This is a genomic window from Amylibacter marinus, from assembly GCF_030160015.1.
GTDB lineage: Bacteria > Pseudomonadota > Alphaproteobacteria > Rhodobacterales > Rhodobacteraceae > Amylibacter > Amylibacter marinus.
The window spans coordinates 163,900-190,462 of the sequence record NZ_BSNN01000004.1; the positions used below are offsets into that span (position 1 = coordinate 163,900).

A 26,563-nucleotide genomic window follows, 5' to 3' on the forward strand; every position below is an offset into this window, starting at 1 on the left:
CAAAATCAATCAGACGGAATCTGACTACTTCGCGCGGTTTACACGCAGAGGTGCCTTTCGTCTAGCGGCCTTTTGGCCGCAGTTAGCAATAGAGAGCCAAAAATGCGTCTAGCCGTATACCAACCAGACATTGCCCCGAACCTTGGCGCGATGATTCGACTATCAGCCTGTTTCGGAATTCCCCTCGATATTATCGAACCTTGCGGTTTTCCGTTGTCGCTAAAGGCCCTGCGTAGGTCCGCCATGGATTATGCTGATATCGCCGATATGACCCGCCACAATTCGTGGCAAAAATACCTCATCAATCGCCCCAAGGGACGCTTGGTTTTGCTGACAACCAAGGCAGATGATCTTTTATGGGATTTCAAATTCCACCCAGATGATACTATACTGATGGGGCGCGAAAGTGCAGGCGTGCCCGAGGATGTGCACAACACCTGTGATGCGCATGTAAAACTGCCAATGTTTGGGGCGGCTCGCTCCCTGAACGTGGCCATGACCGCCGGTATGGCGGTTAGCGAAGGATTACGGCAAACCAGATGAACCGCGCAGAATTCAACAGCTTTTGCAAATCTCTGCCCCAGACCACACATGTGGTGCAATGGGGCAATTCCGATGTGTGGAAAGTGGGGGGCAAACTCTTCGCGGTGTGCGGCTGGAATGGCGACGCAGACGCCTTTACCTTCAAGGTCAGCGATATCGCCTTTGAGGTTTTACAAGAATTGCCGGGCATCCGCCCCGCCCCCTACCTAGCGTCGCGCGGGATGAAATGGCTACAGCAATTTGATGAGGGCGGCTTGACCGATGAGGAGCTGAAAAACCACATCCAGTATTCCTACGACTTGGTGGTCGCCAAGCTCACCAAAAAATTGCGCGCAGAACTGGGGCTGGGCTAAAGCCGCTTGACGCGGATGCGCCCCAAGGCCGCCGCATCAATGACAATACCAGCATTGGTGCCGCGCCAGCGCAACTCTCGTCTCCAGCGCGATGCCAGATTAACCTGATCACCAGCTGCGTCGCGGTGCAGACTGGTACCCTCGGCCACGCGATCAAGACAATCCTCGCTACGCTGGTCGCGCGCCGATATCTTGATATTCTTGGCCAACGATACGGCGCTAACCGCCAGCGCCAGCGGGATAATTGGGAATGCCATAGGTACCTCCTAGGTTGGCGGATCTTGCATAAATGCGCTTAGTTCATCCAATTCTACACCAATTCCGCTGGTTTTAACAGCCTGCGCCGCCCTTAGGCGCACCCCCTCGTCTTTGTTCTGGCCTAATTTCCAAGTGCTGGTGACCTCTGTAATCTCCATCTTCACTGGCACAATCATCCGCGTCATCCGCTCTAGGGTATCTGGTTGCATCTTGCGGCTATGCCATACTGGCTTGGGGGCAAGGCGCTCTTCCATTACCTGCGATGTATCATCGATAACTTGCTGAAGATCCTCGGCGGGCAACAACGATAGGAGCCCAAGTAGATGCACCGAGACATAGTTCCACGTGGGCACTTGATCTGGGATCTCGTACCAATCTGGGCTGATATAGCCATCTGGCCCCGACACCGCCATCACCGCCTGTAGGGGCTGGGTTAGCAAGCGTGCAATTGGATTAGAGCGCATCAGATGGGCGCGCAGCTCCGTTCCCGCTTCATTCAGCACAAATGGAATATGCACGAGACAAGGCGGATGGTTCCCGCCGCCATTCACCCCCAACACCCCAAACCCACGCTTGCGGGCCAGTTCAATGTTCTTAGCCTTGGTCTGTTTGTGAAAGCTGGGGGCTTGATACATGGGGGATATCCTCTGCAATCGGCATTTCAGTTACCCCGTCACCCTTCTGCCATTTGGGATATTTGTCCATGATTACATTGTACCCATACCATTCCACGAAATCCTGGTACCACGCAATAACACGGCCAAAAGGTTGCGCCATAAACCACGGGCGATCCACATGTGCAAACTGGCGGATAAAGGGTGCAATGCCAATATCTGCAAAGCCGCGCTGATCGCCAGATAGATAGGGGGTTGCGCCTAATAACTGATCCAGTTCTGCGATAAAGATACAGGCCTTGTCCAAGGCTTGGTCTCTGGAAGTATCTTTGAACCGGTCTGGGTATTTATAACGATCCAGCCACGGTTTGAATTCAAGATCACAGCGCTGTACCAATGTACGCTCGGCCTCCGTTACGGGCCGATCACGATAAGCCCAGCACATGATATCAAAGCTCTCGTCGATCACCTGCCCATCAGGTAAAACCATGACCGGCACAGTGCCCTTGGGCGATGTTTCCAACAGCTCTGCTGGTTTATCGCGAAAAATCACCTCGCGCAGCGCTACGCGGTGCCCCATCTGTGAAAGCGCAATACGCGCGCGCATAGCATAGGGGCAGCGGCGAAAACTATATAAAACAGGTAAGGTCTGTGTCATGCGATCAGCTGCTTTTCACTATGTGATTTAATCAGTGCCGGTACAATCGCCCCCTTAGGTTGATCCACATCGAAAATCACCTCGGTAAAGCCTTCGGTGCGGCCCATGCGCGCATTTTCCATCAAAACCTGATGCTTGAGCCCAATCTGCCCCTGTAGGTGACGCGAAACCGCATCGGCCCCAGCACTGCGCAGGCGCGCAGCGCGGGCCTTTATCTCGCCCCGGTCCAATTGGGGCATACGCGCGGCAGGTGTACCTGTGCGTGGTGAAAATGGGAAAACATGTAACCACGTCAATCCACAATCATCGATCAACTTCAAGGAATTTTCAAACATCTCGTCAGTTTCGGTTGGAAATCCCGCAATTATATCTGCGCCATATACGATATCAGGGCGGGCCTTTCGCATATCGGTGCAAAATTTAATGGCATCCTCGCGCGAATGGCGCCGCTTCATACGCTTTAGGATCATGTTATCACCCGCCTGCAGTGACAGATGAAGATGCGGCATCAGGCGGTGTTCAGATGCGATCGCATCAATCAACGCGGGATCGGCCTCGATACTGTCGATAGAGCTGATCCGCAATCTAGGCAGATCTGGCACCAGCTTTAAAATACGTTGAACCAAATCGCCCAGCTTTGGTTGACGTGGCAGGTCTGCACCCCAGCTGGTGATGTCGACGCCCGTAAGTACAACCTCGTTAAACCCAGAATTCACCAAACGTTTAATCTGATCTACGACCACCCCCGCCGCAACGGATCGCGAATTACCACGGCCATAGGGAATAATACAAAAGGTACAGCGATGATCACACCCGTTTTGCACCTGAACATAGGCGCGACTACGTGTGCCAAAGCCATCTATCAGATGCCCCGCTGTTTCTTGCACGGACATAATGTCGTCCACCTGAACCTTTTCTTGATCCCCCAGAAACATGCCGTTTTGGTTCAAGCCCTGCCATGTATCCAATTGCATCTTCTCGGTATTGCCGACCACACGATCAACCTCGTCCATCTGTGCAAAGGTTTCAGGCTCTATCTGCGCGGCACAACCTGTCACCACCACCTGTGCCTCTGGATTATCGCGGTGCAGCTTTCTTATCTCTTGTTTAGATTTGCGCACCGCCTCGGCGGTAACAGCGCAGGTATTGACCACGATCATGTTATTCAGGCCCGCCTGTGCCGCCAGGTCCTTCATTGCCTCGGTCTCATAGGCGTTTAATCGGCATCCCTGTGTCGAAAAAATCGGTGGTTTCATAGCGATGCCTCTAGGAATTCGGGCGCAAGCACGCCGCTAAAGACCAGCTGAGTCGCACCCGTCATCCACACGCCATCTGCGCGCCAATCGATATCCAGAACGCCGCCGTCTAGCTCTATGCGTACTTTGCGCTCGGTTAATCCTTTGCGATGTGCAACCACCGCAACGGCACATGCCCCAGATCCACAGGCCAAGGTAACACCTGCACCACGTTCAAACGTGCGCTGACGAATGGTACTGCGATCCAAGACTTGAATAAATTCTACGTTGGTTTTCTCTGGGAACAGGGGGTGGGATTCTATGGCCGCGCCCTGCGCCTCTAAATCCACCGATGCCAAATCATCCACCACAAAAACACAATGTGGATTGCCCATGCCCGCAGCCCCGGGCGAGCCATCAATGGGCAGGCTGATCAAATCCTCGTCTTGTGCCAGTGGCACATCTTGCCACGATAACTGTGGGTGTCCCATATTTACGCTAATCCGGCCATCAGCCCCCCGCAGTGCCTGCAACAACCCATTGCCAGAGCGCAGGGTGATTTCCTCCTGACCGGCCTCGTCCATCAACAGCTGTGCGATACAGCGGGTGGCATTGCCACAGGCATTGGACAGTGAGCCATCAGAATTCCAGAATACCATCGCCGCATCCGCATCCCCTGCGGAGGTCAGAACCACCAGTTGATCATATCCCACGCCAAAATGACGCTCGCCGATGGCGCGGGCCAGTTCGGGCGTTAGGGGCGATTCTTCTGCGCGTGCGTCAATGATCACGAAATCATTGCCAAGACCGTGCATTTTTAAAAATGGCAAGCCATTTGGGTATGTAAAACTCTGTTGCATGGGCCTGATATAGACCAGTGGGAACAATCATTCCAGTAACGTAAAAAAATATCCGATTTAGGCTTGACCCCAACCGCTGTCAGGCCTAAACCGCGCCACACAGTGTGGGCCGGTAGCTCAGTTGGTAGAGCAACTGACTTTTAATCAGTAGGTCTCGGGTTCGAGCCCCGACCGGCTCACCACTTTCCTTATAGCGAATATCAAAATTCAATTAGTTAGGGCAGTGGTGTTCATTTGGTAAACCCACATCCGCTCCTTTTCCACTTTTCTGCAATCCCCTTAGGGAATCTTCAAAAGATTCTTGGTGATTTCACTCACCTTTTCTGGATTACAAAGTGGCATGTTCTCCTCCTAAATGTTCAATTAGAGTGCCTATGAAAATAAATTTATGGGCATATTTTAGGAAAAAAAATGAACCTTTTAAAAACAACACTTATTTCGACATGTATGATCATCCCCAACGTTGCATCTGCACAAATAAATTGCGAGCCTCCTACCCAACTGATTTGCTGGGGTGGCTATCAATGTTTCTGCGATTCCATTCGCGAGATTGAAGTAAAGGGCGTGAACATTCTGATTCTCAGCAATCCTGATGTGCTAAAGCCTGTGAAAGTCGATGCCGAGCTACAGGAAGCGATTAAAAAGGCCCAAAGCCGTCGCAAATAATTTGCCATCACATAAGCAAATGCCCTTGTAGCATAAGTCCTTGGCTGGCCCCTAGGGGATCCAGCCAAGGAATGATTCGAACTAGCGGCCCTTAAAGTTCGCTTTGCGTTTTTCAATAAAGGCTTGCATGCCTTCTTTCTGATCTTCTGTTGCAAACAACGAATGGAAAACGCGACGCTCAAACAATAGTCCCTCGCCAAGGCTGACCTCGTCGGCGCGATTTACCGCGTCGCGCGCAAGTGCCGCCACGGGCTTTGAATATCCTGCTATTGTTTGCGCAGCCTCTAGGGCCGTTGATACCACGCTATCATCACTTACGACACGGGCGACCAAGCCGCTACGCTCGGCCTCTGCCGCATCCATCATGCGTCCCGTTAGATGCATATCCATTGATTTTGCACGACCGATTAGTTTGGTCATGCGCTGTGATCCACCCATGCCTGCGATCACACCCAACTTTATCTCTGGTTGGCCAAACTTAGCGCCTTCGCCTGCGATAATGAAATCACACATCATGGCCAATTCACACCCGCCGCCCAACGCAAATCCGTTAACGGCGGCGATCTTGGGGGTACGCAAATTCACAAAGGCATCCCATTCCGAGAAAAAGTCCTCAGCGGCCATATCCATATAGCTCTTTTCGGCCATCACCTTGATATCCGCACCAGCGGCAAAGGCGCGTTCGTTACCGGTAATAACAAAACAGCCGATCTCTGGATCGCGATCTAAGGGGGTCAATTCTTCGACGATGCGCCTGCCGGTTTCTGGGCTTAAGGCATTTAGTTGCTCTGGGCGATTCAAGCGCAGCAAAACCACCGCGCCTTGGCGTTCTACTTCAATTATATCGGACATCGTAGTCTCCTAATTTTCTGGACTAAACTGAAAGTCGCCGCCCTGTGCGGGGGCATGGATTGCGGCCGTTAATGTTGCGGGCACACTATCCAATGTGGCATATTTCCACCGTGGATTGCGGTCTTTGTCAATCACAGCTGCGCGTACGCCCTCAATGAACTCTCCATCATTTAACGCCATGCGACAGGTACGGTATTCAAGACGCAGCGCATCCACCAAGGTATTGCGCCCCTGTGCGGTACGAATAGCATCAAAGGTTACCATCAAAGACAAAGGCGCCCCATTTTGTAGCGCCTTGTACGCAGCTTCGGCCAAGGCGCTATCGCTAGATTGGCAGGCCTTCATGATTTGCGCAACGCTGGCGTGGCCGAACAGATCGCGTAATTCAGACCAGTTGCTCTGCAAATCCGATGGCCCTGGATCTGTGACATATTTTTCAATCACAGCAACATCACCCGTGGTGGAAAGTTCTTCTATTAGCGCGGGCAGCTGATCCGATGGTACGAAATAATCGGCCAGCCCCGCATAGAGACAATCCGCGCCCGACAGCCGCGCACCGGTTAACCCAGCATAAAGTCCCAGATCATGAGGTACCTGTGCCAACAAATGGGTTCCGCCCACATCAGGCAATAGCCCAATAGCGCATTCCGGCATTGCCAGCATCGTGCGCTCGGTGACAATGCGGTGCGATCCATGGGCGGTAATTCCAACTCCTCCGCCCATGACGATTTTGTCCATAATGGCAACATAGGGTTTTGAATAGGTATCGATCGTGGCGTTCAAACGATACTCGTCCAGCCAGAAATCAAAGGCCTTTTCAGACTCGCCAGCCAAGGCATTGTTGTAGATGCTCTTGATATCTCCGCCCGCACAAAAAGCCTTTTCGCCCACACTGTCGACAATCACCAAATCGACATCGTCTGCCTTAGCCCAGCGCCTCAAGGCATCCTCTAGTAAGATGCACATCTCATGGCCAAGCGCGTTCAACGCCTCGGGGCGGTTTAGCGTTGCAATGCCCGCGCGCCCGCGCGTTTCTGTTAGCATATGGCTCATGAGCGGTCTCTTTCCATCAGCACTGCGCGGCTGATAATCATCCGCATGATTTGATTGGTTCCTTCAAGGATCTGATGCACACGCATATCGCGTACCAGCTTTTCAATACCGTAATCCTCTAGATAGCCATAGCCCCCCAACATCTGCAGGGCATCATTGGCTACGTCAAAACAATGATCCGTGACAAACAATTTGGCCATAGCGCAATGCTTGGTAGCATCAGGCGCTTTGTTGTCCAACTTCCAAGCAGCTTGGCGCAAGAATACCCGCGCGGCCTGTAGCTTGGTTTCCATCTCAGCCAGTTTAAATTGCAATGCTTGGAATTGATCAAGGCTTTGGCCAAATGCCTGTCTTTCGCCCATGTATTTGGTGGCGATGGACATGGCCTGTGATGCCGCACCCAAAGAACAAGAGGCAATATTTAGCCGCCCTCCATCCAAGCCCTCCATCGCATAGTTAAATCCACGCCCCTCTTCACCCAACAAGTGGTCGGCTGGCACCTGACAGGCATCCATTTGAACCTGAGCGGTCGGCTGGGACTTCCATCCCATCTTATGCTCGGCTGCGCCAAAGGATAGGCCATCTGCGCCATCGGGAACCGCCAGTGTTGAAATACCTTTGGGGCCTTGGTCGCCCGTGCGTGACATCACCAAATACAAATCCGCATAGCCGCCGCCCGAGATAAAGGCCTTGTTGCCAGTTAGGGCAAAACCATCATCGGTTTTCTCTGCCTTGGTGCGCAGTGCTGCCGCATCAGATCCCGATCCAGGTTCGGTCAGGCAATATGCTGCATAAGCCTGTAGCGAGGTCAGGCGCTCTAGCCAAGCATCCTTGAAGGATGCGGTGGCATATTTGGCCACCATATTTGTGCACATATTGTGGATGGAAATAAAGGCCGCAACACTAGGGCATGCCATGGACAGACCTTCGAAAATCAGCGTGGCATCTAGGCGCGATAGGCCCGTACCGCCCAGCTCTTCTGGGACATAGATCGCCCCAAATCCCAGCTCGCCAGCGGCCGCCAGCACTTCGCGCGGGATTTCCCCCGCCTTGTCCCAAGCATAGGCATGCGGAGCGATTTGTTCCTGACCAAACGCATAGGCGGTTTCAAAATACAGGTTCTGTTCTTCACTCAAATCAAAATACATGTTTTCTCCGATGCTACACTATGCGCGTTCAATTGCGATGGCGGTACCTTCGCCGCCACCAATGCAAATTGCGGCAACGCCGCGTTTCAGTCCGCGCTTTTCCAGGGCATTCAACAACGTAACGATAATGCGTGTACCAGATGCGCCAATCGGGTGGCCCAGCGCACAGGCGCCACCATTGACGTTAACAATATCGCGCGACAAACCCATTTCCTGCATAAAGGCCATTGGCACCACGGCAAAAGCCTCGTTGACCTCCCACAAGTCAACATCCTCGACATCCCAGCCGATTTTTTTCAGCAATTTTTGCGCAGCAGGCACAGGTGCCGTGGTGAACCATTCTGGTTCTTGCGCATGGCTAGCATGGCCCACAATTGTTGCGCGCACAGCAAGGTTTTTCTGTTCTGCAACGGTGGCACTGGTTACCACGACCGCCGCCGCACCATCCGAGATAGACGAGGAATTTGCCGCCGTAACGGTACCATCCTTGGCAAAGGCCGGGCGCAAGGTCGGAATTTTCTCTGGGCGGGCCTTGGCTGGCTGCTCGTCCGCATCTACCAGCGTTTCACCCTTGCGAGTGCGCACCGCAAAGGGGGTGATTTCCCCAGCAAATGCGTCGTTTTTCTGAGCCTCTAGCGCATTTGAAAGCGAGCGTAGGGCGAATTCATCCTGATCCTCGCGGGTGAACTGGTATTTTGCCGCTGTGCGTTCTGCGAAATGCCCCATCAGGGCACCAGCCTCATAGGCGTCTTCCAGACCATCCAAGAACATATGATCCTTCATCTCAACATGCCCCAGACGCGCACCGCTGCGGGTTTTCACAGAAAGGTAGGGCGCTTGGGTCATGTTTTCCATGCCTCCTGCCACCATCACGTCTTGAGATCCGGCGATGATTTGATCATGGGCGGTCATCACTGTTTTCATGCCAGACCCACAGACCTTGTTCACCGTGGTACAGGGGGTGGCCAATGGCAACCCCGCCCCCAATGCCGCCTGCCGAGCAGGGGCTTGGCCTAATCCGGCCGGCAACACACAGCCCATCAGCACCTCGCCAATATCCTCGGCTTGGACACCTGCATTTTCTAGCGCGCCCTTAATCGCCGCTGCACCCAATTTCGGGGAATCTACTGATGCGAAATCACCCTGAAATCCCCCCATCGGAGTTCGCGCCGCGCCTACAATTACAATCGGATTTGTCATTTAGTTTTCTCCAAGAATTCTGTGATACGTGTTTGTGCTTCTTCGGTTTCCCAACAATCGGCTAGGGCCTCGGTGGTTATGCGCATATCCTCTGCATCATCTTGCGCCGAGAGTTGGCGCAATAGCGCCTTGGCCTGTGCCACGGCATTTGGTGCGGTTTGCAGCATGGGCGCGATTTCTTGTTCCAACGCCCCCTCCATATCGCCGCGGGCGACAATTTTGCTGACCAATCCGATATCCTGCGCCATGGATGTATTCATTACCTTTCCAGTAAAGAATACCCGCCGCGCTGCTGCCATGCCTATGCGTCGCAGGACGAACGGGCCAATGGTTGCCGGAATTAGCCCCAGCTTAGTTTCCGTTAGGGCGAATTTCAAATCTGGCTCGGCCAAGACAACATCGCAGACCGACATCATTCCCAGCCCACCGCCAAATGCATTCCCTTGAACACAGCCGATTAGGGGCTTGGGCAACTGGTCAAGGCTGGCCAACATGCCCGCCAATACCTGCGCCTGTTCCATTTTTCCTGCGCGATCCGAAGCCAATTGTTCGCGCATCCAGTTCAAATCTGCCCCCGCACAAAAGCTACGCCCCTGGGCCGCCAAAACCACCACACGCACCGCTTCATCTTGTGCCAGATTTATGGCGGCGTGGGTCAAATCTTGCATCATTTCGCTGGATAATGCGTTATGCTTCTCACTGCGTGCCAAGGTGATTTTCCCAACACCGCGTTGATCAGTGGTTACCTCGATCATCGACATTTCACTGCTCCTTTTCACTGGCTATTGCGGTCGCTATAAATTGCTCTGCTTGGATTAATGCATCGCGATCAAGACCTGTGTCCCACCCCTTGTCGCTAAGCATATCAAACAGAGATAGGGTAGACAGGTTGCCCTTTGCACCAGGTGCGTATGGGCACCCGCCCAATCCCCCAATGGCGCTGTCAAAGACGCGCAATCCATAATCCAGCGAGGCCTCTACATTGACCAGCGCATTGCCATCTGTGTCATGATAGTGGCCCGCCAATAGCGCGCCATCGATATCACGCGCCACCACATCCAACAGTCTGCGGATATCGTCGCTGCCGCCTTTGCCAATTGTATCGCCCAGCGAAATTTCATGGCACCCCATATCCAGCATCTGAAGCGCCACATCGCGCACCGCATCTGGCTGAATGGTGCCCTCATATGGGCAGGCCACCACACAAGAGACATACCCCCGCAGGCCAATGCCCGCGCTCAATGCCGCCTCAGACACCGGCCTAAACCGCGCAAGGCTTTCCTTGATCGAGCAGTTGATGTTTTTCTGACTAAAACTTTCTGATGCGGCGCCAAAAATTGCCGCGCTATCCGCCCGCGCCTCTAGGGCCGCGGTTAATCCACGCATGTTGGGGGTAAGAACCGAATAGGTTACATCATCTACACGCGAAATACCCGCCATTACCTCGGCGGCATCGGCCATCTGTGGCACCCACTTCGGGGAAACAAAACTGGTGGCCTCGATCTGGCGTAAACCAGATCGTGACAGCAAATCAATCAACGCGATTTTTTGCGCGGCTGGCACAAGATTGCTCTCGTTTTGCAACCCATCTCTGGGGCCGACCTCGAAAATGGTAACGGTGTCGCTCATTCCTCGGCCTCGCTTAATACCAAGAGATCGGCACCATCATCCACCGCAGAGCCTGCCGTGCAGAACACCTCGTTGATCACGCCATCAAACGGAGCCTTGATCACATGTTCCATTTTCATCGCCTCGACCACGACCAAGGGCGTATCTTGGGTAACCTCTTGTCCGGCCTTAACCAGAACCGAGGTAATTGTTCCCGTCATTGGTGCGCGAATTTGGCCAGAACCCTGACCATCATCGCCCGCCTGCATTAGGGCGTCAAAGGCGGTGAAATCATATTGGCATCCAGCGGTTTTAACTGTGATAGATGAGCCATGCCTTGCCCATAGAGTTTGGTGCTTTTGCCCATCCTCATTTGCGGTCATTTGGTTGTCCACCGATTGGATCTGATCCAATATGATCGTTTCATCAGACGTTAGCACAGTGATCTGACCGTTTTCTTCAAACTGCAACTTAAGAGCGATAATCTCGTCCTCGTGCATTAACTGAAATGTTTGCACCCCTTGGCCCCACTGACGCCAACCCAACGTTGGGCTGGTCAGATCAATACCCGATAGATGCACACAGGCCGTAAGCAAGGCCAGAGCACTGGGCGGGCGATAGCTAACCAGCTGTGCCAAATCACGATCAATTAGACCCGTATCCAACTGCGCCGCACCAAACTTTTCTGAGCCATTTAGAGCGGTCAGAAAATCCACATTTGTTTTAGGACCCAAGCACAGGGTACCCTTTAGGCCTGCATCTAGCTGGGCAATTGCTTGGGCTCGGGTTGGCGCATGGGTGACCAGCTTGGCGATCATAGGATCGTAGTAGGGGCTGACCAAATCACCTGCTTCTACCCCCGTTTCCACACGGCATCCTGTACCAAATTGCAGTACATTCAATGGGCCAGGAGTTGGCTTAAACTGATCCCGTGGATCCTCGGCATAGATACGTGCTTCTAATGCATGGCCGGAAATTTCCAGTTGATCCTGAGCCTTGGGCATTGGCGCACCACTGGCCACCATCAGCTGCCACTCGACCAAATCTTGGCCCGTGATTTCCTCGGTTACCGGGTGTTCTACCTGTAGGCGGGTGTTCATTTCCATGAACCAGAACCCATCCTTGCGCAGCGGCCCAGATCCATCAACGATAAATTCGATCGTGCCCGCGCCTACATAGTCAATTTGGCGTGCAGCATTTATGGCCGCTGTTGTCATCGCATCGCGTACATCCAGCGGCATATCGGGCGCCGGGGCCTCTTCGATCACTTTTTGGTGGCGGCGCTGAAGCGAACAATCCCGCTCGAACAAATGCACCACATTGCCATGGGTATCGCCAAAAACCTGTACCTCGATGTGACGCGGGGCGGTTATGAATTTTTCAATCAATACATGGCTGTCACCAAAGCTGGCCTGCCCTTCGCTAGCGGCTGAAGCCAAAGCGGCGGCGAAATCCGCAGGTTTCTCGACCAAGCGCATGCCCTTGCCCCCGCCCCCAGCGCGGGCCTTGATCATCACAGGATACCCAATCTTTTCGGCCTCTTGCGCCAGAAAGGATGCCTCTTGTTCTGCGCCGTGATACCCGGGCACAACGGGAACGCCTGCTTGTTCCATCAGGCGCTTTGCCTCATCCTTTAGGCCCATCTTGCGAATGGATTCGGGGCTTGGGCCCACAAAGACCAAACCCGCATCGGCTACGGCCTGAGCGAAATCTGGGTTCTCGGACAAAAACCCATACCCGGGGTGAATCGCCTGAGCGCCGGTATCCAATGCCGCCTGTATAATACGGGCCCCCAACAAATAGCTGTCACTGGCGGCTGAACCACCAATATGAACCGCCTGATCCGCCATACGCACATGTCTGCTCTGGGCATCAGCATCAGAATATACCGCAACGGTATTGATCCGCATTTTCTGCGCTGTTTCAAAGATGCGGCAGGCAATTTCACCGCGGTTCGCCACCAAAATTTTCGTAAACATAGCCATCCCCTACATCCGAAACACGCCAAAGGCGGTGTCTGAAATTGATTGATTCAATGCAGCGCGCAAGGACAGCGCAACAACATCACGTGTTTTTCTAGGGTCAATAATCCCATCATCCCAAAGGCGTGCCGAGGCATAAACCGGGGTTGATTGTTCTTCAAATTGATCCAGTATCGGCTGTTTCAGGGCCACTTCTTGTGCATCGCTAAACGTGCCACCCTTGGCCTCGATCGCCGTTCTGGTCACGGTCGCCATCACGCCTGCCGCCTGTTCACCCCCCATCACCGAAATTTTGGAATTGGGCCACATCCACATAAACCTAGGGCTAAAGGCGCGCCCACACATCCCGTAGTTGCCCGCGCCATAAGACCCGCCGACCACCACCGTGACCTTTGGTACATTGGCACAAGAAACAGCGGCCACCAGTTTCGCCCCATCCTTGGCGATACCACCTGCCTCGTATTTTTGGCCAACCATAAAGCCCGTGATATTTTGCAGGAACAACAGCGGGGTTTTGCGCTTGCAACATAACTGAATGAAATGCGCTCCTTTTTGGCTGCTTTCGGAAAACAGCACGCCGTTGTTGGCGATAATTCCAACCCGCATTCCATCAATATAGGCAAATCCGCAAATCAGGGTGGTGCCAAACCGCGCTTTGAACTCTTCGAATTCTGATCCATCCACAATACGGGCGATGATTTCGCGCACATCAAATGGGGTTTTTGCATCCTTGGGAACTACGCCCAACAGTTCATCGCGATCGTAGGCTGGCTCGACCGCAGGGCGGCGCCCCTCGATCTCCGCGACCGGTTCGAGATTGCCAACGATTTCGCGGGCCAGCGCCAACGCATGACCATCATCTTCGGCCAAATAATCGGCCACACCAGATAGGCGCGTGTGGGTATCACCGCCACCCAATGTTTCGGCGTCAACCACCGCACCGGTTGCCTCTTTCACAAGGGGCGGGCCCGCTAGGAAAATGGTACCCTGTTCCTTTACAATGATTGTCTGATCAGACATCGCCGGTACATAAGCCCCCCCTGCGGTACAAGACCCCATCACCACGGCGATTTGCGTAATGCCTTTGGCGCTCATGCGGGCCTGATTGAAGAAAATGCGGCCAAAATGCTCTTTGTCAGGGAATACTTCATCTTGATTAGGCAGGTTCGCACCGCCACTATCAACCAGGTATATGCAGGGCAGGTTATTCTCTTCGGCGATCTCTTGGGCACGCAGATGCTTTTTCACAGTTAGGGGGAAATAGGTCCCGCCCTTCACAGTGGCATCGTTGCACAGGATCATACACATGCGCCCCATCACTTGACCAATACCAGCGATCACACCAGCAGAGGGTAGATCTGTATCATAGACGCCCTCGGCGGCAAAAAGCCCAACCTCTAGGAACTCGGATCCTGCATCCAACAGCCCCGCTACACGGTCGCGCGGTAACAATTTTCCCCGTGCTACATGGCGATCTCGGGAGGATTGCCGCCCCCCCAAGGAAATGCGCTGGGCAATTTGCGAAATCGCATCCAGATGTTTTTGGTTAGCCGCAGTGTTTTCATGGAACTCCTGCGATTGGGGTGAAATTTTCGAAATTAATTTCGCCATCTCAATTCTCCGCCTCTGCGCATGCGCGCTGTTTCAAGATTTTTCGTATTATTTTGCCTGTAATGGTCATAGGCAGATCCTCTACAAAGCTGACTTCTCTGGGATACTCGTGCGCCGCTAGGCGTGAGCGCACCCAGTCTTTCAATTCCTGCTCCAAATTGGAGTTGGCTTTGAAATCAGGATGAATTTTCACATATGCCTTCACGATCTCGCCGCGGCTTTCATCTGGCTTGCCCACCACGGCCGCCATCAAAACCGCAGGATGACCAAGTAGGCAATTTTCTATCATGCTAGGGCCGATACGATAGCCAGCCGAGCTGATCACATCATCATCGCGACCAAGGAAGTAGACAAAGCCATCGCGCAATACGCCGCGATCTCCGGTCAACATCCAATCTGATGAGTATTTATCGGATGTCGCTATTGGGTTTTTCCAATATTTCAGCATCATAGATGGGCTATCGCGGTGAACGGCGATTTCGCCCTCTTCCATGGTTTCATTCCCATCCGCATCCAGCACTGAAACCCGATGGCCAATCACCGCCCTGCCTGTAGAGCCAGCGGGTGTTTCATAAATATCCCCACATGCGCTAACCGTCATGTTGCATTCGGTTTGCCCATAAAATTCGTTGATTTCTAGCCCTAGCGCCGTGCGTCCCCATGCCAACAGCTCTTCGCCCAGCGGCTCACCACCAGAGGCAACCGAGCGCAGCCCCTTGATCTGTGTCTGTTCCGATTTCAACACTTTCAGAACCGTAGGTGGGAAAAATACGTTGCGCACCGCATTTTCCTCGATCAACTGTTTGCAGGCCTGGGCATCAAATTTCGCCATACGTTTGGCAACGACAGATATCCCATGATGCAGAGCAGGCATCAAAACATCTAACAGACCCCCGATCCATGCCCAATCCGCGGGTGTCCAGAAACGATCCGATGCTTGGGGGAGAAAGTTATGGCTCATCTCAACACCAGGTAAATGGCCCAACAGAACACGCTGCGCCAACAACGCGCCTTTGGGGTCACCCGTTGTTCCCGAGGTATAAATCAACAATGCAGGGTCTTCGGCGCTGGTCTGTTCAGGTACAAAATTACGCAACGCTGGGCGATCCGCCATTGTCTCTGGGATTATCACATGCGCTAGATCGGGCAACTGTCTGCGAATACCAAGGATATTTTGCGCAAAATCTGGTTCGCTGACCACCACTTTTGCGGCGGAGTCGCTCAACCTCATTTTCAATGCCTCTGCGCGAAATAGGCCAAATAGGGGCATTGAAATCGCGCCGAGCTTCCAGATGGCGATATGCGCCGCAGCAGTCCATGCAGATTGGCTGCGCAAGACACCCACGGGATCACCAAAGCCGATGCCCTTGGCCCGCAATTCCATGGCCAAGGTATCCGACATTTTTTTTAACTGCGCAAAGGTGATGCGAGACCCACACTCTAGATCAATGATCGCCACCCGCTCAGGATCCGTCGCCGCCCATTTATCACAGACATCAACACCCATGTTATAGGCATGCGGAATGTCCCAGCGAAAATCAGCGTGCAAGTGATCAAGAGAGGTAGGCTGTCCCAGCATCTTAGGGAGCTGTTTCATTAAACAGTTCACGCCCAATCAACATGCGTCGAATTTCAGATGTGCCAGCGCCAATCTCATAGAGCTTGGCGTCGCGCAACAGTCGCCCTGTTGCATAGTCGTTGATGTAACCATTTCCACCAAGACATTGGATGGAATCCAGCGCCACCTGCGTGGCCTTCTCGGCGGCGTACAATATGCACCCTGCGCTATCTTTGCGCGATGTTTCGCCGCGATCACAGCCCTGCGCCACCGCATAAACATAGGCCCTGCATGCATTCATGGTGGTATACATATCGGCCAGTTTACCCTGCATCAGTTGAAATGTTCCGATCGGCTTTCCGAATTGCTCGCGCTCGTGCACATAGGGAACCACGATATCCAATGCCGCGGCCATAATGCCAATTGGCCCCGCCGCCAGCGTTACGCGTTCGTAATCCAGACCTGACATCAAGACGTTTACGCCCTTGCCTTCCTCAGCCAGAATATTTTCAAACGGCACAAAACAATCCTGGAAAACCAGCTCACAGGTATTAGATCCGCGCATGCCCAGCTTGTCTAACTTTTGCGCTGTAGAGAAACCCTCCATGCCGCGTTCAATCAAAAAGGCGGTGATTCCCTTGGGGCCAGCATCCGGATCAGTTTTTGCATAGACAATTAGCGTGCTTGCATCTGGGCCATTGGTGATCCACATTTTATTGCCATTCAGAACGAACCCGTCGTTTTTCTTGTCTGCGCGCAACTTCATCGAAACCACATCGGACCCGGCACCTGGCTCGGACATTGCTAATGATCCAACATGTTCGCCCGAAATTAGCTTTGGCAGGTATTTTTGCTTTTGCTCTGGGGTGCCCCAGCGGTTGATCTGATTAACACATAGGTTGGAATGCGCGCCATAAGACAGTCCAACAGACGCGCTGGCGCGGCTGATTTCCTCGATCGCGATACAATGAGCCAAGTAGCCCATATCCACGCCACCGTCTTCTTCTGGGACAGTAATCCCATGCAGGCCCAATGCGCCCATCTTTTCCCATAGATCCATGGGGAACTCATTGCTGGCGTCAATTTCGGCGGCGCGTGGTGCGATTTCATCTGCCGCAAATCTGCGCACAGTTTCACGCAACGCGTCAATGTCGTCACCTAGGTTAAAATTCATCGTTGCATCAAACATCACTGTCTCCTTGGTGGATATACCCAACACTGCGTAGGGTCATTGCCACATAAAAATCTTCGATTTGCGCCTGTGTCAGGCGACCTTTGGCGCGGTACCATGTATTTACCCCGATCAAGGAGCCTAGCACCGACATGGCGGCTACATGAGCATCTTCGACATCAAAAATACCGCTCTCTTCTCCATCACGGATAATCTTTCGCACCACATCTTCGTAGGCGCGTCTTTTGCCCTCAATCAGGCGATGGCTGCGTGGCTCTAGCGAGCGCAATTCCATAAATGAGATAAAGACGTCATCGCCGCGCACGATGTTATAGCCGATGTGATAGCGCACGAACTGTTCCAGTTGTTCTGCGGGATTTAGATCAGATGCATCCAAGGCATCCCAGCTGCCCTGTAGGCCATCCATATGATCTGACATTAGACGCACTAGGATTTGCTGTTTGTTCGCAAAGTGATTGTAGATAGCCCCCACATTCACTCCGACCGCGCCAGCAATCATACGCATCGAAACAGCAGAATATCCGCGCTGAGCGATCAGCGGTAACGCCTCTCTCAGGATGCGTTCCGCTGTCCTTCTTCCATCTGATCCCTTGATGCGCGCCATGGTTACCCATTAATTAAATGAACGTTCGTTCTTTTAAATAGATCGAAAGAATTGCAGAGTCAACCCTTTCGTCTACAGGTTATATGCGCTTAAAAATCTCTTAGATCTGCAATCACTAGGCCATCGTTCGGCAAACTGCCTTTGGCACATAGTGTAATATCTGCACGCAGCTTCAAAACTGCTTGTGCGGATTGAGCAAATTCGGATGATTCTTCTGTGTCCGTCTCTAGGCACAGGGTCAGGTGATCATTGCGACCATCGTGACGCACTTCGGCCCGGGCCTTCGCGACCTCGGGGTGACGCGCGACAAATTGGGCAATTTGTTCCGGGCGTACAAACATACCCTTCACCTTGGTTGCCTGATCTGCGCGCCCCTTCCAACCGGAAATCCTCATGTTGGTACGACCACAGGCACTAACGCCAGATACGACCGAGGACAAATCACCAGTGGCAAATCGCAGAAGCGGATAATCAGGATTCAAACTGGTCACCAGAACTTCGCCTATCTCGCCATCCGCGACGGGAATACCCGTTCCCGGCATTACGATTTCGACAATAACGCCTTCGTCTACAACCAATCCATCATCTGCAATGGTTTCATAGGCCACATTGCCCAAATCCGCCGTCGCATAGGCCTGAAGGCATTTGATCCCTCGATCACTATAGGTTTTGCGCAGCTGCGGAAACAGTGGGCCACCGCTGACGGCTGCCTTGGTGATCTTAGACAGATCAAGCCCTAGCTCGTCGCCCTTCGACAATATCGAATTCAGGTAATCGGGGGTTCCCACATAGGTGGTTACCCCCAAGTCGGCCGCTGCCCTTGCCTGAAGCTCTGTCTGCCCAGGGCCCGCAGGAAAGACCGTAGCACCTACCGCACTAGCGGCATTTTCAAACATCATGCCAGCTGGGGTAAAGTGATAGGAAAATGTATTTTGCACCACATCACCTGCGCCAATATCAAGCGCAGACAGAAACCGCGCGAACCGCCACCAATCTGTGTTCCGCTGACCCATTTCATAAATCGGGCCAGGGGATTGAAACACTTGGTGTATGCTGTCCATACCAACCGCCTCATATCCCCCAAAGGGGGGAATGGACTGTTGCGCATGAACTAACGCAGATTTGCGTAGAACCGGTAATTCAGCCAGTGCCTCGCGCGAGTTAATCGATGCAGGATCAAAGCCTTGGAGCGTATCACCATAACCGCGCGAGTTTTTTTGGGCATTAGCCACTTGGCGCGGCAGATCTTGCGCCAGATCTTGAGCACGTTGGTCCTCAGATCTGGTTTCTAAATCACTGTAATAACGCCCCATTAGCTGAGCCACCTTTTGCGACGACGATAGGATCTAACATCCCTAAACGATTTGCGGCCGTCGTCTGACATACCTAGATAAAACTCTTTTACGTCGGGATTTTCGCGCAACTCGTCGGCAGGGCCATCCATAACCACGCGCCCGGATTCCAAAATATAGCCATAATGCGCAAAACGCAGCGCCACATTGGTATTTTGCTCCGCCAGTAGAAACGAAACACCCTCGCGTTCGTTCAAATCCTTAACGATCCCAAATATCTCTTCGACCAACTGCGGTGCCAGTCCCATGCTAGGCTCGTCCAGCAGCACTGTCTCTGGTCGGGACATCAATGCACGCCCGATGGCACACATTTGTTGTTCACCACCCGAGGTATAGCCTGCTTGGCTTTTGCGTCGTTCGCGCAAGCGCGGGAAATATTCATAGACCATTTCCAAATCTTTAGCGATTTCACCGCGTCCAGCGCCACGTGTATAGGCACCAGTCATCAGATTCTCTTCAATGGTCAGGTGCTCGAAACAATGACGGCCCTCCATCACCTGAATCACGCCTTTTTTCACCAAGGCGGAAGGATTTAGATCGGCAACAGGTGCATTGCGATAGCTGATGCTTCCCTTGGTCACCTCGCCACGCTCTGAGTGTAGAAGGTTTGAAATAGCTTTCAGGGTTGTGGTTTTCCCCGCGCCATTGCCGCCCAATAGGGCCGTAATGCCGCCTTTGGGTACAGAAAGGCTTACACCTTTAAGCACAAGAATAACGTGATTATAAATCACCTCGATATTGTTCACTTCGAGCAGTGTCTCGGTGGGTTCGGTCGTGTCCAGCACAGTATCCTACTCCTTTATCAGAGGTCTTGGCCACTATGGCCAAGACCGGTTATTATTAGTTACAGCTCTCTGAGATGTTGTTCTCTGCGGCAAAGGCGGAGCTGTCTTCCATGATCAGCTTGCCGATAACCTCCATATCAGAGGGGCCATAATCACTGATCAATGACCATGTCTTGTCAGTGGCATTCCATTGCTGAACTGCACCTAGACCAGGGCCACCGTGATTTTCACAGGTAACGGTGAATTCAGGGCCGAAACCAGGCATGCCTAATGCCGCCATTTTCGCCTCTGTCATTTCAAGCGCTTCCATTCCATCACGCATCTGTGCAGGGTTAATTTCTGCAACGCCGTGAAGGGCCTGTGCTGTTTTGGCCGCTTCTACAGCCAACATAGCCGCGTACATTCCGCGGTTATACAAAACTGTACCCAGCTGATCGCCAGCACCTGCGGCAGTACCCGCATCGACTACGTACTTGCGCAAATCATCGAACACTGGGAAATCGTCGCCCACTGCGTGCATCGCCAAAGCTTTGTAGCCATTTGCGCCTTCGCCTGCGGGGACAACATCCACCTCAGAACCTGACCACCAAACGCCGATGAAATTATCCATAGGGAAGCGAATGTTCGCAGCTTCTTGAATCGCGACTTGGTTCATCACGCCCCAGCCCCACATCAACACGTAGTCAGGCTTTTCACGACGGATTTGCAGCCACTGTGATTTTTGCTCCTGGCCAGGATGATCAACCGCTAGCAAGCTTAGATCATAGCCATGCTTTTTAGCCAGCTCTTCCAAGGTGCGAATTGGCTCTTTGCCGTAGGCAGAGTTGTGGTACAGCAACGCAATCTTCTTACCTTTAATGTCACCACCATTTTCATCCAAGATGTGGTTCACGGCCAATGATGCACCGTTCCAATAGTTGGCAGGGTAGTTAAAGATGTTAGAGAACACTTTGCCGTTTGCGGCAGATGTACGACCATAGCCCATAGAGTGTACGGGAATTCCATCGGCAGTTGCCTTTGGGATCAACTGATAAGTGATACCCGTAGACAGCGGCTGATAGACCAATGCGCCTTCACCTTTGGTGCTTTCATAGCATTCCACACCTTTTTCGGTGTTATAGCCAGTTTCGCATTTTACCACACGCGCAGGAACCCCCCCGATTCCTCCGTCACGGGCATTTACCAATGTGAAGTAATCCTCATACCCATCAGCGAAGGGGATACCATTCGCCGCATAGGGGCCAGTACGATAGCTAAGCGATGGAAAAACGAGATCCGCCATCACGGGTGCTGCGGCCATAGTTACCGCCACGGCTGCAGCGGCTAGTTTGGTTATTCTCATGTCTTTATCCTCCCTGATTTTGACATATCTTATTGCGCGACTTGCGCTGTTTGTTCTTATTAGTGTGGGAACGGCCACAGTCTGAGCTTCTCTTTGGCAATCCGCCAAAGCATCGCCAGCCCATGAGGCTCCACAATTAGGAACACCACGATCAGACCTCCGACGATGACAAACTCGAAATGTGCTGCGATATCCGTAGGAAAGCCAAACTGCCCTACCATGATATTTTTCAGCAGTACCGGCATCAGCACCATAAATGCAGCCCCAGCGAACGAGCCAAAAATAGATCCTAGCCCGCCGATGATAATCATAAACAAGACCAAGAAGGATTTGTTAATCCCAAAGGCCTCGCCCACCTCGGCCGCACCCAAATACACCGCAAACAACAGCGCCCCTGAAACCCCGATATAAAACGAGCTAACACCGAAGGCAGTAAGCTTGGTTTTCAGCGGGTTCACCCCGATGATCTCGGCAGCGATATCCATATCGCGAATGGCCATCCATTTGCGCCCATTCGCACCGCGAGTTAGGTTGCGCGCGGCCCAAGCCAGTACCACAACAAACACAAGGCAGAACAGATAGCTAATTGCGGGCACCGCATTGGCACCTGTGACCGCTTGGCCAAATAGGGTGCGCTCTGGTGCTGAAATTTGACCTGATGCTGAGTAGTTGTAGAACCATGGCACCTTGTTGAACAGCCAGACTAGGAAAAACTGGGCCGCCAGTGTGGCAACCGCCAGATAGAAGCCTTTAATCCGCAGACTTGGCAGACCAAACAACATCCCCACAAGGGCCGTGATACCACCAGACAATAGGATCACGAATACGATGTTTAGGTCTGGGAAGGCCGTCATAAGCTTGTAGGATGCATAAGCGCCCACAGCCATAAAACCACCCGTTCCTAGGCTGACCTGACCGCAATATCCTGTCAGGATATTCAATCCCAAGGCCGCGATCACATAGATCAGGAATGGTAAAACAACCGCATTTGCCCAGTAATCGTTTATGAAAAACGGTACCGCCAGAAAGGCTAGGGCCAAGGTTATAAAGTAGCCCCATCTATCCAATGCGATTGGAAACGTTTGTTGGTCCTTTGCATAGGTTGTCTTAAACTCACCTGCTTCGCGATAGAACATGATTATACCCTCTCAATGATTTTTTCGCCAAACAGGCCTTGGGGACGGAACACTAGGAACAACAGCGCCAGCATATAGGCAAACCAGTTCTCCGTAGCCCCCCCAAGAAAGGGCGCCCCGATTAGAAATTCAAACATCTTTTCACCGACCCCAATGATCAATCCACCAATGATTGCCCCAGGGATAGAAGTGAAGCCACCCAACATCAAAACCGGCAATGCCTTTAGGGCGATCAACGATAGCGAGAACTGTACCCCCGATTTCGAGCCCCACATGATCCCAGCAATCAATGCCACGAACCCAGCGATTGACCAGACAATCACCCAGATAGCCCGCAGGGATATACCTACCGATAGCGCCGCCTGATGATCATCGGCCACCGCACGCAGGGCGCGGCCTGTTTTGGTGTATTGCGAGAACACAACCAACGAAGCCACCAAGATGATCGCACAAACCGTGGCCCAGATGTCTAGGTTATCTAGGTAGAACCCATAGAAACCATCCCCACCTAAAGTAGCGGTTTTTTCCTCGAGCCAGAAATTACCACCCTGTGGAATGCCGATATCCAGCTTCTTGATTTCAGACCCCCACATTAGATCGCCAAAACCTTCCATGAAATAGGCCAGCCCAATGGTGGCCATAAACAGAATAATCGGCTCTTGGTTAACCAAATGCTTCAGGATAAATTTCTCGACCAAGAAGGCGAATAGGATCATCACCATAAGAGTGAAAATCAATGCCAGTATCGTGGGCATTTTCCACCCAAAATGATGCAGCTCTGTGCCGAATACAGCATTTATCAAATGCGCAAACGGGATCTGCCCTGACTGAAACCCAACCAAGGTTAGGGCCGCGAACAGGGCCATAACGCCCTGCGCATAATTGAAAATTCCAGAGGCCTTGAAAATCAAAACAAAACCCAAAGCAACCAGTGAATACATCACCCCAGCCATCAGCCCGTTTAGGAAGACCTCGACACCAAAATAAAATCCAGCGCTCATAACATCGCCCCGTATCTATAGTTATTTTTCAAGTTCTTAGTCATGCGCAACCCCCAAATAGGCATCAATTACATTCTGATTGGTGCGCACCTCTTCTGGGGTGCCATCACCAATTTTCTTGCCATAATCCATCACCACAACACGATCAGCGATATCCATCACCACCCCCATGTCATGTTCAATCAGGGCAATTGTCGTGCCAAATTCATCATTCACATCCAGAATAAATCTCGACATGTCTTCTTTTTCTTCAACATTCATTCCCGCCATTGGCTCATCCAGCAACAATAGCTTTGGCTCTGCGGCCAGTGCACGGGCAAGCTCTACTCGCTTTTGTAACCCATAAGGCAGGCGGCCAACCGGCGTTTTACGAATGGCCTGAATTTCGAGAAAGTCGATTATTTTTTCGACGACTTCGCGATTCTTCACCTCGTCGCGTTCAGAAGCACCCCACCAAACCATCTGGCGCAACAGGCCCGATTTCATATGGGTCAAACGGCCCGTCATGATGTTGTCCAAGGTAGACATTCCCTTAAACAAGGCAATGTTTTGGAATGTACGCGCGATACCCTGATGGGCAATCTGATGCGGACGCATGGCACGGCGTTTCGTGCCATGGAACATCACTTCGCCCTCTTGCGGGTGATAAAAGCCATTCATCACATTCAACATCGATGATTTACCGGCCCCATTTGGCCCAATGATCGCGCGAATTTCGCCCTGTCGGATATCAAAAGAGATGTCCTTAATGGCCACCACACCGCCAAACCGTAAGGTGATGTTTTTCATCTCCATTACCGCCGGCCCAATGGTGCGCCCATCGGCCGTTACATAGGATTGCGTGTTCATGCTGCCACCTGCTTGCGTTCAAATGTCTCTGTATTGCGAATTTCTAGGGTCGCAGATATTTTACCCTTACGGCCATCTTCGTAGGTGACCTCGGTTTCGGTGGAAACGGTTGTCGATCCATCATATATCGCGTTGATCAAATCGGCATATCTTTCCTCGATGACATTACGGCGTACCTTTAGGGTACGGGTTAACTCACCGTCATCTGCATCTAATTCCTTATGCAAAATGATAAACCGATGAATCTGACATCCCGACAGGAACGGATCAGTTGCAACCGACCTATTCGTCTCTTCAATATTGGCCTGAATCATCTGATAAACCTCAGGATGGGCCGCCAATTCTTGATAGGACGCATAGGCAATATTATTGCGCTCTGCCCAGCTACCCACCGCATTCAAATCGATATTAATGAAGGCCACACAGGTATCTTTGCCATTCCCAAGGACAACGGCCTCTAGAATATTTGCATAGAACTTCAGCTTGTTTTCGACAAATTTCGGGGCAAACATTGACCCGTCCTTCATCTTGCCAACATCCTTGGCGCGGTCGATTATGCGCAACTGGCCGCTTTCCGGTTCGATGAACCCAGCATCCCCAGTGGCAACCCAGCCTTCGGAATCTTTGGTCTCTTTGGTGCTTTTCTCATTATTATAATAGCACACAAACGAACCAGGCGAACGGTAGAACACCTCGCCGCTGTCGGTGATCTTCAACTCAACACCCGGTGACGGCGTACCAACGGTATCCGCGCGTACTTCACCATCTTTTTGTTGTGTAATAAACACACTAGCTTCAGTTTGACCATACAGCTGCTTCAGGTTGATCCCCAGCGAACGATAGAAATCGAACAGCTCCGGCCCAATCGCTTCACCCGCAGTATAACCCACCCGCATTCGGCTTAACCCAAGAGAATTTTTCAGCGGATCAATAACCAACAAACGACCAAGGCGGTATTTCAACCGATCTACAACGCCGACTGGTTTTCCATCCAGCAATTTTGGGCCAATATCCTTAGCATGACCCATAAAGGTGTGGAACGCCCAGCGCTTAAAGCGGCCCGCATCTTCCATGCGGATCTGCACCGAGGTTAGCAACCCTTCGAAATAACGCGGTGTAGCGAAGAAATAGCTGGGCCCAGATTCAACCAAACCCTCCTGCATTGTTTCCTCACTTTCGGGGCAACAAACGCAAAATCCAATATTATAGGCCTGAGCGACCGAGAAAATGAAATCCCCAACCCATGCCATAGGTAGGTATGCCAACACACTATCAGTGGAGCGCAGACCATCGAATTCCGCCGTAGCGCGACCCGTTTCCACAATGTTTTGATTGGATAGCACAACCCCTTTGGGGCGACCTGTTGTACCCGATGTATATAGCATAACGCAGGTATCTGAGGAGTTTTGCTCCTGAATGCGCTTCTTTAGCTCTGACAGCTTTTCAGATGCAGTAGCCTGCCCTTGCTTTTGCAGATCGTGAAAATCAAACAAGGCACTTCTATCGTATTTACGCATGCCGCGCGGATCAAGATAGATGATGGATTTCAGAGTTTTAATCTGATCCATAACGTCAACAACCTTATCGACCTGCTCTTGATCTTCGGCCACAACAAAGCGCGCCGAACAATGATCCAAGACGTAGGCCATCTCCTCGGCAACCGCGTCTTTATACACCGGCACCGGCACCGCGCCTATCATTTGGGCCGCAACGATCGCCCAATAGAAATAGGGGCGATTGCGCCCCACAATTGCTATGTGGTCGCCCTTTTCAGCGCCAATGGTTAAAAATCCTAGAGCCAGATTAGTGATTTCCTGTTCTGCCTCGGCCCATGTCCAGCTTTGCCAGATTCCGAATTCTTTCTCTCGATACGCGGGCGCATCGGCGAACAGTTGTGCATTTCGTGCCAATAGCTTTGGAATAGTATCCAGTGATTGGCCTTTGTTTTCTTTGGTCATGTATCCTCCCAAAACGTCAATCGACGCACCCAAAGCTACCGAATCTTGGGTTACATTATCGTTACCTTAGGGTCGGCCTTTTGCAGAAGTTTTTCTGAAATGTATCAAAATGTAACAAATGAAATAATTTTCATACCGCTGGTCA

The 26,563-nt window shown here is 52.2% G+C and carries 26 protein-coding genes and 1 tRNA gene; 4 read left to right on the forward strand and 23 right to left on the reverse strand.

Annotation, left to right across the window (positions count from 1 at the left end; translation table 11 throughout):
- Positions 1–102 precede the first annotated feature (102 nt).
- Entirely contained in the window at positions 103–543 is a 441-nt protein-coding gene (locus QQL62_RS08015) for a tRNA (cytidine(34)-2'-O)-methyltransferase (RefSeq protein ID WP_284377572.1), read from the forward strand.
- Positions 540–896: an MmcQ/YjbR family DNA-binding protein gene (locus QQL62_RS08020; RefSeq protein ID WP_284377574.1), complete on the forward strand. Its 357-nt coding sequence runs from the start codon at positions 540–542 to the stop codon at positions 894–896. The genes QQL62_RS08015 and QQL62_RS08020 overlap by 4 nt, the downstream gene beginning before the upstream one ends.
- Here the strand turns inward: QQL62_RS08020 and QQL62_RS08025 are convergent.
- Genes QQL62_RS08025 through dapF form a run of 5 tightly spaced genes read right to left on the reverse strand, consistent with a single transcriptional unit; the run spans position 893 to position 4,521 of the window.
- Positions 893–1,153, reverse strand: coding sequence for a hypothetical protein (locus QQL62_RS08025; RefSeq protein WP_284377576.1), 261 nt, complete (start codon positions 1,151–1,153; stop codon positions 893–895). The genes QQL62_RS08020 and QQL62_RS08025 overlap by 4 nt on opposite strands.
- A gap of 9 nt (positions 1,154–1,162) precedes the next feature.
- Positions 1,163–1,789, reverse strand: coding sequence for an FMN-binding negative transcriptional regulator (locus QQL62_RS08030; protein WP_284377580.1), 627 nt, complete (start codon positions 1,787–1,789; stop codon positions 1,163–1,165).
- On the reverse strand, positions 1,749–2,426 hold the full coding sequence (locus QQL62_RS08035) for a glutathione S-transferase (protein WP_284377582.1): 678 nt from the start codon (positions 2,424–2,426) through the stop codon (positions 1,749–1,751). Before QQL62_RS08035 ends, QQL62_RS08030 begins: the two co-directional genes overlap by 41 nt.
- On the reverse strand, positions 2,423–3,682 hold the full coding sequence (gene mtaB, locus QQL62_RS08040; protein WP_284377584.1) for a tRNA (N(6)-L-threonylcarbamoyladenosine(37)-C(2))-methylthiotransferase MtaB: 1,260 nt from the start codon (positions 3,680–3,682) through the stop codon (positions 2,423–2,425). The genes QQL62_RS08035 and mtaB overlap by 4 nt, the downstream gene beginning before the upstream one ends.
- Positions 3,679–4,521: a diaminopimelate epimerase gene (gene dapF / locus QQL62_RS08045; RefSeq protein WP_284377586.1), complete on the reverse strand. Its 843-nt coding sequence runs from the start codon at positions 4,519–4,521 to the stop codon at positions 3,679–3,681. Before dapF ends, mtaB begins: the two co-directional genes overlap by 4 nt.
- 106 nt (positions 4,522–4,627) lie before the next feature.
- On the opposite strand from dapF, the gene QQL62_RS08050 reads away from it, so the two are divergent.
- Positions 4,628–4,703, forward strand: a tRNA-Lys gene (locus QQL62_RS08050).
- 229 nt (positions 4,704–4,932) lie between these two features.
- A complete protein-coding gene (locus QQL62_RS08055) occupies positions 4,933–5,187 on the forward strand; it encodes a hypothetical protein (protein ID WP_284377588.1) in 255 nt (84 codons plus the stop codon).
- 81 nt (positions 5,188–5,268) lie between these two features.
- On the opposite strand, the gene QQL62_RS08060 is transcribed toward QQL62_RS08055, so the two are convergent.
- The 18 genes from QQL62_RS08060 to QQL62_RS08145 form a co-directional block, all read right to left on the reverse strand.
- Complete coding sequence (locus QQL62_RS08060) at positions 5,269–6,039, reverse strand: enoyl-CoA hydratase-related protein (protein ID WP_284377591.1); 771 nt, start codon at positions 6,037–6,039, stop codon at positions 5,269–5,271.
- Positions 6,040–6,048: 9 nt separating this feature from the next.
- Complete coding sequence (locus QQL62_RS08065; RefSeq protein WP_284377592.1) at positions 6,049–7,092, reverse strand: enoyl-CoA hydratase/isomerase family protein; 1,044 nt, start codon at positions 7,090–7,092, stop codon at positions 6,049–6,051.
- The gene (locus QQL62_RS08070) at positions 7,089–8,240 is read right to left on the reverse strand and encodes an acyl-CoA dehydrogenase family protein (RefSeq protein WP_284377593.1); all 1,152 of its coding nucleotides are present in this window, start codon (positions 8,238–8,240) and stop codon (positions 7,089–7,091) included. The genes QQL62_RS08065 and QQL62_RS08070 overlap by 4 nt, the downstream gene beginning before the upstream one ends.
- Before the next feature lie 18 nt (positions 8,241–8,258).
- Positions 8,259–9,440 (reverse strand): thiolase family protein, encoded by a 1,182-nt coding sequence (locus QQL62_RS08075; protein ID WP_284377595.1) that lies wholly within the window; start codon positions 9,438–9,440, stop codon positions 8,259–8,261.
- Positions 9,437–10,201 (reverse strand): enoyl-CoA hydratase-related protein, encoded by a 765-nt coding sequence (locus QQL62_RS08080; RefSeq protein WP_284377597.1) that lies wholly within the window; start codon positions 10,199–10,201, stop codon positions 9,437–9,439. Before QQL62_RS08080 ends, QQL62_RS08075 begins: the two co-directional genes overlap by 4 nt.
- Position 10,202: 1 nt before the next feature.
- The gene (locus QQL62_RS08085) at positions 10,203–11,069 is read right to left on the reverse strand and encodes a hydroxymethylglutaryl-CoA lyase (protein WP_284377599.1); all 867 of its coding nucleotides are present in this window, start codon (positions 11,067–11,069) and stop codon (positions 10,203–10,205) included.
- Positions 11,066–13,027: an acetyl/propionyl/methylcrotonyl-CoA carboxylase subunit alpha gene (locus QQL62_RS08090; RefSeq protein ID WP_284377601.1), complete on the reverse strand. Its 1,962-nt coding sequence runs from the start codon at positions 13,025–13,027 to the stop codon at positions 11,066–11,068. The genes QQL62_RS08085 and QQL62_RS08090 overlap by 4 nt, the downstream gene beginning before the upstream one ends.
- Before the next feature lie 9 nt (positions 13,028–13,036).
- Complete coding sequence (locus tag QQL62_RS08095; RefSeq protein WP_284377603.1) at positions 13,037–14,641, reverse strand: carboxyl transferase domain-containing protein; 1,605 nt, start codon at positions 14,639–14,641, stop codon at positions 13,037–13,039.
- 1 nt (position 14,642) lies between these two features.
- The gene (locus QQL62_RS08100) at positions 14,643–16,238 is read right to left on the reverse strand and encodes an AMP-binding protein (protein ID WP_284377605.1); all 1,596 of its coding nucleotides are present in this window, start codon (positions 16,236–16,238) and stop codon (positions 14,643–14,645) included.
- Positions 16,222–17,388 carry an isovaleryl-CoA dehydrogenase gene (locus tag QQL62_RS08105; RefSeq protein ID WP_284377607.1) on the reverse strand — a complete coding sequence of 389 codons (1,167 nt, stop codon included), beginning with the start codon at positions 17,386–17,388 and terminating at the stop codon, positions 16,222–16,224. Before QQL62_RS08105 ends, QQL62_RS08100 begins: the two co-directional genes overlap by 17 nt.
- A complete protein-coding gene (locus QQL62_RS08110; RefSeq protein ID WP_284377610.1) occupies positions 17,381–17,995 on the reverse strand; it encodes a TetR/AcrR family transcriptional regulator in 615 nt (204 codons plus the stop codon). Before QQL62_RS08110 ends, QQL62_RS08105 begins: the two co-directional genes overlap by 8 nt.
- Positions 17,996–18,084: 89 nt before the next feature.
- Entirely contained in the window at positions 18,085–19,308 is a 1,224-nt protein-coding gene (locus QQL62_RS08115; RefSeq protein WP_284377612.1) for a phenylacetate--CoA ligase family protein, read from the reverse strand.
- The gene (locus QQL62_RS08120) at positions 19,308–20,132 is read right to left on the reverse strand and encodes an ABC transporter ATP-binding protein (protein WP_284377614.1); all 825 of its coding nucleotides are present in this window, start codon (positions 20,130–20,132) and stop codon (positions 19,308–19,310) included. Before QQL62_RS08120 ends, QQL62_RS08115 begins: the two co-directional genes overlap by 1 nt.
- Positions 20,133–20,187: 55 nt before the next feature.
- A complete protein-coding gene (locus QQL62_RS08125) occupies positions 20,188–21,474 on the reverse strand; it encodes an ABC transporter substrate-binding protein (protein ID WP_284377617.1) in 1,287 nt (428 codons plus the stop codon).
- Positions 21,475–21,533: 59 nt separating this feature from the next.
- Positions 21,534–22,610, reverse strand: a complete 1,077-nt coding sequence (locus QQL62_RS08130; protein ID WP_284377619.1) for a branched-chain amino acid ABC transporter permease — start codon at positions 22,608–22,610, stop codon at positions 21,534–21,536.
- A 2-nt stretch (positions 22,611–22,612) separates the two neighbouring features.
- Complete coding sequence (locus QQL62_RS08135; RefSeq protein ID WP_284377622.1) at positions 22,613–23,611, reverse strand: branched-chain amino acid ABC transporter permease; 999 nt, start codon at positions 23,609–23,611, stop codon at positions 22,613–22,615.
- A 36-nt stretch (positions 23,612–23,647) separates the two neighbouring features.
- Positions 23,648–24,460 carry an ABC transporter ATP-binding protein gene (locus tag QQL62_RS08140; protein ID WP_284377623.1) on the reverse strand — a complete coding sequence of 271 codons (813 nt, stop codon included), beginning with the start codon at positions 24,458–24,460 and terminating at the stop codon, positions 23,648–23,650.
- Positions 24,457–26,418: an AMP-binding protein gene (locus QQL62_RS08145; RefSeq protein ID WP_284377625.1), complete on the reverse strand. Its 1,962-nt coding sequence runs from the start codon at positions 26,416–26,418 to the stop codon at positions 24,457–24,459. Before QQL62_RS08145 ends, QQL62_RS08140 begins: the two co-directional genes overlap by 4 nt.
- Positions 26,419–26,563 lie beyond the last annotated feature (145 nt).

What these genes read in the sequence shown, in the direction of transcription:
- QQL62_RS08080 (WP_284377597.1), bottom strand. Translation starts at nt 10,201, where the DNA reads ATGTCGATGATCGAGGTAACCACTGATCAACGCGGTGTTGGGAAAATC.
- QQL62_RS08135 (WP_284377622.1), bottom strand. Translation starts at nt 23,611, where the DNA reads ATGAGCGCTGGATTTTATTTTGGTGTCGAGGTCTTCCTAAACGGGCTG.
- QQL62_RS08140 (WP_284377623.1), bottom strand. Translation starts at nt 24,460, where the DNA reads ATGAACACGCAATCCTATGTAACGGCCGATGGGCGCACCATTGGGCCG.
- QQL62_RS08110 (WP_284377610.1), bottom strand. Translation starts at nt 17,995, where the DNA reads ATGGCGCGCATCAAGGGATCAGATGGAAGAAGGACAGCGGAACGCATC.
- QQL62_RS08070 (WP_284377593.1), bottom strand. Translation starts at nt 8,240, where the DNA reads ATGTATTTTGATTTGAGTGAAGAACAGAACCTGTATTTTGAAACCGCC.
- QQL62_RS08020 (WP_284377574.1), top strand. Translation starts at nt 540, where the DNA reads ATGAACCGCGCAGAATTCAACAGCTTTTGCAAATCTCTGCCCCAGACC.
- QQL62_RS08125 (WP_284377617.1), bottom strand. Translation starts at nt 21,474, where the DNA reads ATGAGAATAACCAAACTAGCCGCTGCAGCCGTGGCGGTAACTATGGCC.
- QQL62_RS08025 (WP_284377576.1), bottom strand. Translation starts at nt 1,153, where the DNA reads ATGGCATTCCCAATTATCCCGCTGGCGCTGGCGGTTAGCGCCGTATCG.
- QQL62_RS08085 (WP_284377599.1), bottom strand. Translation starts at nt 11,069, where the DNA reads ATGAGCGACACCGTTACCATTTTCGAGGTCGGCCCCAGAGATGGGTTG.
- QQL62_RS08090 (WP_284377601.1), bottom strand. Translation starts at nt 13,027, where the DNA reads ATGTTTACGAAAATTTTGGTGGCGAACCGCGGTGAAATTGCCTGCCGC.
- QQL62_RS08035 (WP_284377582.1), bottom strand. Translation starts at nt 2,426, where the DNA reads ATGACACAGACCTTACCTGTTTTATATAGTTTTCGCCGCTGCCCCTAT.
- QQL62_RS08105 (WP_284377607.1), bottom strand. Translation starts at nt 17,388, where the DNA reads ATGTTTGATGCAACGATGAATTTTAACCTAGGTGACGACATTGACGCG.
- QQL62_RS08095 (WP_284377603.1), bottom strand. Translation starts at nt 14,641, where the DNA reads ATGGCGAAATTAATTTCGAAAATTTCACCCCAATCGCAGGAGTTCCAT.
- QQL62_RS08100 (WP_284377605.1), bottom strand. Translation starts at nt 16,238, where the DNA reads ATGAAACAGCTCCCTAAGATGCTGGGACAGCCTACCTCTCTTGATCAC.
- QQL62_RS08060 (WP_284377591.1), bottom strand. Translation starts at nt 6,039, where the DNA reads ATGTCCGATATAATTGAAGTAGAACGCCAAGGCGCGGTGGTTTTGCTG.
- QQL62_RS08055 (WP_284377588.1), top strand. Translation starts at nt 4,933, where the DNA reads ATGAACCTTTTAAAAACAACACTTATTTCGACATGTATGATCATCCCC.
- QQL62_RS08145 (WP_284377625.1), bottom strand. Translation starts at nt 26,418, where the DNA reads ATGACCAAAGAAAACAAAGGCCAATCACTGGATACTATTCCAAAGCTA.
- QQL62_RS08065 (WP_284377592.1), bottom strand. Translation starts at nt 7,092, where the DNA reads ATGAGCCATATGCTAACAGAAACGCGCGGGCGCGCGGGCATTGCAACG.
- dapF (WP_284377586.1), bottom strand. Translation starts at nt 4,521, where the DNA reads ATGCAACAGAGTTTTACATACCCAAATGGCTTGCCATTTTTAAAAATG.
- QQL62_RS08015 (WP_284377572.1), top strand. Translation starts at nt 103, where the DNA reads ATGCGTCTAGCCGTATACCAACCAGACATTGCCCCGAACCTTGGCGCG.
- QQL62_RS08130 (WP_284377619.1), bottom strand. Translation starts at nt 22,610, where the DNA reads ATGTTCTATCGCGAAGCAGGTGAGTTTAAGACAACCTATGCAAAGGAC.
- QQL62_RS08030 (WP_284377580.1), bottom strand. Translation starts at nt 1,789, where the DNA reads ATGTATCAAGCCCCCAGCTTTCACAAACAGACCAAGGCTAAGAACATT.
- QQL62_RS08115 (WP_284377612.1), bottom strand. Translation starts at nt 19,308, where the DNA reads ATGGGGCGTTATTACAGTGATTTAGAAACCAGATCTGAGGACCAACGT.
- QQL62_RS08075 (WP_284377595.1), bottom strand. Translation starts at nt 9,440, where the DNA reads ATGACAAATCCGATTGTAATTGTAGGCGCGGCGCGAACTCCGATGGGG.
- mtaB (WP_284377584.1), bottom strand. Translation starts at nt 3,682, where the DNA reads ATGAAACCACCGATTTTTTCGACACAGGGATGCCGATTAAACGCCTAT.